This window comes from Flavihumibacter sp. CACIAM 22H1, from assembly GCF_001601815.1.
Lineage (GTDB): Bacteria > Bacteroidota > Bacteroidia > Chitinophagales > Chitinophagaceae > Flavihumibacter.
In genome coordinates this window covers 22,676-28,719 of record NZ_LUKG01000065.1, presented here as the reverse complement: position 1 = coordinate 28,719, position 6,044 = coordinate 22,676, and the positions used below count along the sequence as shown (strand labels likewise).

Below are 6,044 nucleotides of genomic sequence, written 5' to 3'. Positions count from 1 at the left end.
CCTGATGGGGAAAGGCATTAAAATGGTCAGGAGCCTGCGTATTTTCAGCCGGTTAGGCGATACTGTATTTGAACGAACCGGTTTCAGGATAGGTGACCGGGAGGCTGGATGGAATGGGGCTATTAATGGCCATCCGGCGCCTACCGGTACCTATGTGTATTTTGCTGAGTTCATATGCGATTCGGGCGAATTATTTACGCGCAAGGGCACCATCATAATTACCCGTTAAAGAAGAAGCACCTTCAAAATAAATTTGTGTGGCCATTAATTTTTTAACGTGGTGCCGGGTTTCTTTTGGAAGAAATTGCTGCAGCTCCCAATAGTTCCGCGAACCCGCTTTTTTAATGGCTTTATAAACAGGGCCGGGTCCGCAGTTATAAGCAGCTACGGCCAGCGACCAATCATTAAAAGTCCGGTGCAGATCGCGCAGGTAAAGGGCAGCCGCTTTAGTACTTTTCTGAAGGTTCTGCCGTTCATCAATGGTGGAGTCAATTTTTAAACCTAACTGCAGTGCTGTGGAGGGCATTAATTGCCAAACGCCGGCAGCGCCAACTTTTGAAACAGCAGCGCTTTTTAATTCAGACTCCACAATGGCCATGTATTTTAGCTCAGCTGGCAATTTGTAGGAACGGAATACTTTCGCCATCAGCTTCAGTTTAGCTTTATCTCGTTTCCTGATCAGTTGAAAAACTTCTTCCTGCATTTTATTGTAATTGCTGATATACAATTGCAGGCCATGATGATGAGAATAGGTTTTAGGCTCAAAAACATCAAAAGAAAGTATGCTTCGTGTTGCTACCTCTTCCACTACAGTTCTTTTTTGCATGGAATTGCGTGCAGAAGCACTGAAGAAAAAAAACAAATTAAGAATCATTACAAGTTTCAGCCATTGAGATCTTAACATACGGGTACATTAAAGATGAACAATGCCGACCCAGGGTCTTGGATAATAAACCAGAACTGGCAGATCAAAGGAGTATTGGGGAAGGAACGGATGAACCGGCGGGCGGACGATTTGGGTTTTTCAACAATCCGGTTATCTGAACTACGATGCTGCAAAACTAATTGATAAGGCGCTTACCTGCAAGGTTGAACTACTTGGGGAAACTACGATGCCCCTTCTAAACCTGTCAATAATTTTTTCTATCTCCTGCATTATCAGTGCATTGAACCAAAAAATGGATGTGGATAAGTTAATTGTTAAAAAGTAGTATCATTATAGCTTAATTCATTCCATTGTCTGTAAAAGTCATTCTCGCCTTTGCGGCTGTTTACCTTATCTGGGGCTCTACCTACCTGGCTGCCCAGTTTGGGTTAGCTACTATTCCACCCTATCTCATGGGGGCAATGCGGTTTGCTATCGCCGGGCTGGTACTGTTAGGCTGGTCCTTGTTCCGTAAGAATCCGGCACCCGAAAAAAAAATTATTGCCGTAAACAGCATCGGTGGTATTCTTATGTTAGTTGGTGGCAGCGGCTCTGTATTATGGGCACAGCAATACCTGAGTTCGGGAGTAGCAGCTATTCTGGTGGCATCCTTACCGGTTTGGTTTGTATTGCTGGATAAAAAACAATGGTCGTTTTATTTTGGCGATAAGCGGGTGATTATGGGTGTTCTATTGGGCTTTGCCGGAATACTGTTACTCTTTGGAACCAGCTTAAGTAAAGGCATTGAATCGACTACTGGTTGGATGCAGGTGGTCGGTATCGGGGTTGTTCTACTGGGTTGTATTGCATGGACCATCGGCTCCCTGTATGTAAAATACAAGGCTGTGGAAGCGGATGTGGCAACCAGTGCAGGCATTCAACTGCTGGCCGCAGGTTTGTTTTCCCTGCTACCCAGTTTTCTTTCCAATGAATTAACCGGCTTTCAGTGGAACCAGGTGAGTACAGGCGGATGGCTGGCTTTGTGGTACCTTATTCTTCCCGGGTCCGTGATAGCGTTTATGAGTTATCTCTATCTGCTCAAAGTGCGGCCGGCTGCGCAGGCGGGCACCTATGCTTACGTGAACCCGGTTATTGCTGTTTTATTGGGAGCAATCATTGCACATGAAAAAGTAACGGGTTTTCAAATAGCCGGATTGGTTATTATATTATTCAGCGTATTGATGATTAACTGGAACAGCTACACGAATTCAAGAACTTAGGAAGACCGATCTACCTTGATACCGAATACCTCTACTAAACCAGCTAATGCAGAAGCGGAAAAGCTTGCTTTTTTTAGCTGGTTGATAGTAGGGTTGATGGAAAAACCCGTGGCGCTGCGCAGGTCGGCTTGCTCCAGGTTGGTTCTGTCGAAATGTGCGTTGGTTAATAGGGATCCGGTAAAAACAGCCCCCTGTAGATTTGCTTCTGAAAACTCCACTGCTTCCAATATGCATTGGATAAATCGTATGCCTTTTAAACTGAGGCCATAAAAACTTGAATGGGTTAAATTACAACCTTCAAACTGCATGTCTAATCCAAAAGGATCACACTGGTCGAATCCCAGGCCGGTTAGCTTACAATCTTTAAATACGATTCCTTTAAAGGCCGTTTTATGCAGTTTTGCCACACTCAGGTCGCAGCCTGTAAAGCTGGTTTCTAAAAAACGAAAGGAGCGTAGATCAGCTTCAAAGAACCGGCAGTTTATAAACTGACAATATTCATAATCTCCCCTCGGAAGCGGTTCTTCGGTAAAGTCTTTCTGCTTAAATACCTTGTCCTCGATTAATGGATTATTCATAACCACAGCAATGAAAATTAAAAATAGCAACTACATTTGAACCTTATGCAGGAATTTGCTACGAATGGTTTGCGAACAGTGGCCGTTACCAGGTATGTAACACCGCTTCGGGAAGGGGGCTCTCTGCCCGCTATTGCCGAAGCCGATGATGGGTTTTTATATGTACTGAAATTCAGGGGAGCCGGGCAGGGTCCCAGGGCATTGATAGCAGAACTGATTGGCGGTGAAATTGCCCGTTTGCTGGGATTAAAAGTACCTGAACTGGTATTTGCTACCGTTGACGAAGCTTTTGGAAGAACGGAACCGGATGAGGAAATCCAGGACCTGCTGAAAGCCAGTGAAGGATTGAATTTGGGCCTGCATTATTTATCGGGATCAATTACCTATGATCCCAATGTTAGTCAACCCGATGCAACCCTTGCCTCCCGTATTGTATGGATGGATGCATTGCTCACCAATGTGGACAGAACCAGCCGCAATACCAATATGCTGATGTGGTACAAGGAGCTTTGGGTAATTGACCACGGTGCCTGCCTCTATTTTCATCATACCTGGGACGATTGGCAGCAACAATCCATGCGCCCTTTTGCAGCCATAAAAGAACATGTTTTGCTACCCTTTGCGGCTGAATTGGAAGCGGCTGATAAATGGGGGAGAGAACGCTTGAATGAAGCCGCTATCCGCGCTATTGTGGCCCAGATACCCGACAACTGGTTGTCGGCTGAATTGCCGCTTTCCTTTGAAGAACAACGCGCTGTTTATAGTCAATTCCTATGCACGCGCTTAACCCATTCTTCCATTTTTTTAAAACAGGCCATTGATGCAAGGACAGCGCTTATTTGAATATGCTATCCTGCGCATAATGCCCAGGGTAGAACGGGAAGAATTCTGTAATGTAGGGGTTGTTTTATACAGCCGGGAAGCGAAATTTCTGCAATGCCGGTACCACCTTGATCCGGTACGGCTGAAAGCCCTGTTCAGGGAACTTGATTTGCATGAGGTAGAAGCATACCTCCAATCCTTTGAACTCATTTGCAGGGGAGCCAAAAACGGCGGACCAATAGCACAACTCGATCTGGCCAGCAGGTTCCGGTGGCTGACTGCAACCCGTAGTACCATTCTTCAATGCTCCAAAGTGCATCCCGGATTTTGTGCTGTGCCCGATAAAGCCCTGGAAAAATTAGTGGAGCAACTGGTTTTGTAAGGGGCTCAGCGAACCTGGCCATCTCCCTGCAGAATCCATTTTTCGGTAACCAGCTTTTCCAGTGCAAAGGGGCCACGTGCATGAAGTTTTTGGGTGGAAATACCAATTTCTGCACCCAGTCCAAATTCTTCGCCATCCGTAAAACGGGTCGAAGCATTAGTGTAAACGGCAGCAGCATCTACTTCCCGAATAAACCGGCTACACTGTTTTTTATCCTCCGATACAATTGCTTCCGAATGTTTGGTAGAGTACCGGTCTATATGCTCCAGGGCCTGGTCTATTCCTGCTACAATTTTAATGGCGCATTTCATACTGAGAAATTCGCGGCCGAAATCAGCTTTGGCTGCTTTGCGTAAAAACGGGTATCCTTTTAACAACCGGTGTGCTGCGGGATCGGCAAAAATTTCCACTTCAAACGCTGCAAAAGCGGGTTGTAGTTTTTCCAGCAAACGGGCAGCAATGGGCGCATCTATCAAAATGGTATCTGCTGCATTACAGACAGAGGGGCGAGAGGTTTTTGCATTTACTATAATAGCCAGGGCTTTTTCAAGGTTGGCTTTTTTTTCTACATAAACATGGCAAACGCCGGCTCCCGTTTCTATAACCGGTACCCGGCTATTAGAACGTACAAACTGGATCAGTTGGTCAGAACCGCGCGGAATTAATACATCGAGGTACCTGGTTGCTTTGAAAAGTTCCTGTACCACTTCCCGGTCTGGCGGAAGCAGGTTTATAAGGGCGGTGGGCAGATGATGTGCTTTTAAGACGCCGTGCAAAATTTTCACAGCCAGTGCATTGGTGGTGGCTGCTTCGCTACTGCCTTTCAGCACGGCTGCATTCCGGCTTCTTAAACAGAGTGCGGCTATATCAAAAGTAACATTGGGTCTTGATTCATAAATTGCTCCTACCACGCCGAGGGGAACACTTATTTTTTTAAGCTGAATTCCGTTGGGGAGGGTTCGTTCAGCCAAAACTTCACCAGTTGGATCCGGAAGTTTGGCTACTTTTCGCATGCTGGCAGCAATGGAGCCGATCCTTTGTTCATTTAATAGAAGCCGGTCATTTCTCGGATTGCCGGAGGTTTGCCGGGCCAGGTCAAGTGCATTTGCTTTCAGGAGTTTTGCCTGGTTGGCTTCTAGTGCGGCAGCCATATCCATCAGCAGCTGCTGAAGGGCTTTACTGGAAACAGCCTGCAGTGCTTTGGCTGCTTTATGCGTTTTTATTAGAGAGGCTTCGATTGCTTTCATTACTTAGTCATTAAATAAAACGATGTCATCGGCATGAGCAGCCACTACATTTTTACGCGTAAGCTGGGTTTCAATAGAACTGGCATCCAGCCTGGCTTTGGCCACTCCCAGTATTGTATTGTCTTCATCCATCAACTGTATTACTTCCCCTTCCAGGAATTTGCCTTCTACCCGGGAAATGCCGATGGTTAATAAACTTTTTCGATTTAGCAGGGCTTTGGCGGCACCTTTATCAACGTGCAGGGTGCCGAGGGTAATGGAACCGCTGGCCAACCATTTTTGACGGGCACGCAGGTTAGACTTCCTGGCAAGAAAACAGGTGCCGTTTTTTTTGGCCAATGCGGCGCGCAGGGGTTGATCCCCTTTTAGTCCACCGATTACAACTTCAATACCCAGCGAAGATGCCAGGCGGGTGAAGGTAAGTTTGGATAACATTCCGCCCAGCCCGGGTCCGCTTTTTTCCTTGGTTACATATTTCAGTACAGATGCATCCACTTTTTCAATAAGGGGGATTATCTTTTTTTCATCATTCAGTACCCCGCCGGTAGAGGTACAAAGTATCAGGTGACTGGCATCAAACCCGATAGCGATAAGGGTAGCCAGTTCATCATTATCGGAAAATTTAATTTCAACATTGCTGACCAGGTCATTTTCGTTTACGATGGGAACAATATTGTTTTCCCAGAATGTACTGAAGGTTTGCCTTAACTGCAGGAACTGAACCCGGTTAGAAAAATGCACCCGTTCACAAAGAGCCTGTGCTACATTAATGGAATGTTGCTGAAAATATTTATGATAGAGCTGGATAAGAATAGGGTTACCTACAGCTGCCGCCGCTTTCCGTTCCAGTAAGCTGCCCTTATAATCTTT

Annotated in this window: 8 protein-coding genes; 4 read left to right on the top strand and 4 right to left on the bottom strand. The window is 45.9% G+C overall.

Annotated elements, in window-relative coordinates:
* Positions 1 to 229, top strand: a 229-nt coding sequence (locus A1D16_RS15900) for a gliding motility-associated C-terminal domain-containing protein (RefSeq protein ID WP_290711271.1), incomplete at its 5' end; no start/stop codon positions are given.
* On the opposite strand, the gene A1D16_RS15895 is transcribed toward A1D16_RS15900, so the two are convergent.
* Positions 191 to 904 (bottom strand): lytic transglycosylase domain-containing protein, encoded by a 714-nt coding sequence (locus A1D16_RS15895; RefSeq protein WP_290711269.1) that lies wholly within the window; start codon positions 902 to 904, stop codon positions 191 to 193. The two genes, A1D16_RS15900 and A1D16_RS15895, sit on opposite strands and share 39 nt — an antisense overlap.
* A gap of 332 nt (positions 905 to 1,236) precedes the next feature.
* Here A1D16_RS15895 and A1D16_RS15890 point away from each other — a divergent pair, with 332 nt between their 5' ends.
* Positions 1,237 to 2,145, top strand: a complete 909-nt coding sequence (locus A1D16_RS15890; RefSeq protein ID WP_290711267.1) for an EamA family transporter — start codon at positions 1,237 to 1,239, stop codon at positions 2,143 to 2,145.
* Here the strand turns inward: A1D16_RS15890 and A1D16_RS15885 are convergent.
* Positions 2,142 to 2,723 (bottom strand): pentapeptide repeat-containing protein, encoded by a 582-nt coding sequence (locus A1D16_RS15885; RefSeq protein ID WP_290711265.1) that lies wholly within the window; start codon positions 2,721 to 2,723, stop codon positions 2,142 to 2,144. The two genes, A1D16_RS15890 and A1D16_RS15885, sit on opposite strands and share 4 nt — an antisense overlap.
* A 45-nt stretch (positions 2,724 to 2,768) precedes the next feature.
* Here A1D16_RS15885 and A1D16_RS15880 point away from each other — a divergent pair, with 45 nt between their 5' ends.
* On the top strand, positions 2,769 to 3,566 hold the full coding sequence (locus A1D16_RS15880) for a HipA family kinase (RefSeq protein ID WP_290711263.1): 798 nt from the start codon (positions 2,769 to 2,771) through the stop codon (positions 3,564 to 3,566).
* Positions 3,544 to 3,927 (top strand): DUF3037 domain-containing protein, encoded by a 384-nt coding sequence (locus tag A1D16_RS15875; RefSeq protein ID WP_290711273.1) that lies wholly within the window; start codon positions 3,544 to 3,546, stop codon positions 3,925 to 3,927. The genes A1D16_RS15880 and A1D16_RS15875 overlap by 23 nt, the downstream gene beginning before the upstream one ends.
* 5 nt (positions 3,928 to 3,932) lie before the next feature.
* Here the strand turns inward: A1D16_RS15875 and A1D16_RS15870 are convergent, their stop codons facing one another.
* A complete protein-coding gene (locus A1D16_RS15870) occupies positions 3,933 to 5,174 on the bottom strand; it encodes a glutamate-5-semialdehyde dehydrogenase (RefSeq protein WP_290711261.1) in 1,242 nt (413 codons plus the stop codon).
* A gap of 3 nt (positions 5,175 to 5,177) precedes the next feature.
* On the bottom strand, positions 5,178 to 6,044 hold an 867-nt coding region (gene proB / locus A1D16_RS15865), incomplete at its 5' end, for a glutamate 5-kinase (RefSeq protein WP_290711259.1).

What these genes read in the sequence shown, in the direction of transcription:
- A1D16_RS15885 (WP_290711265.1), bottom strand. Translation starts at nt 2,723, where the DNA reads ATGAATAATCCATTAATCGAGGACAAGGTATTTAAGCAGAAAGACTTT.
- A1D16_RS15895 (WP_290711269.1), bottom strand. Translation starts at nt 904, where the DNA reads ATGTTAAGATCTCAATGGCTGAAACTTGTAATGATTCTTAATTTGTTT.
- A1D16_RS15880 (WP_290711263.1), top strand. Translation starts at nt 2,769, where the DNA reads ATGCAGGAATTTGCTACGAATGGTTTGCGAACAGTGGCCGTTACCAGG.
- A1D16_RS15875 (WP_290711273.1), top strand. Translation starts at nt 3,544, where the DNA reads ATGCAAGGACAGCGCTTATTTGAATATGCTATCCTGCGCATAATGCCC.
- A1D16_RS15870 (WP_290711261.1), bottom strand. Translation starts at nt 5,174, where the DNA reads ATGAAAGCAATCGAAGCCTCTCTAATAAAAACGCATAAAGCAGCCAAA.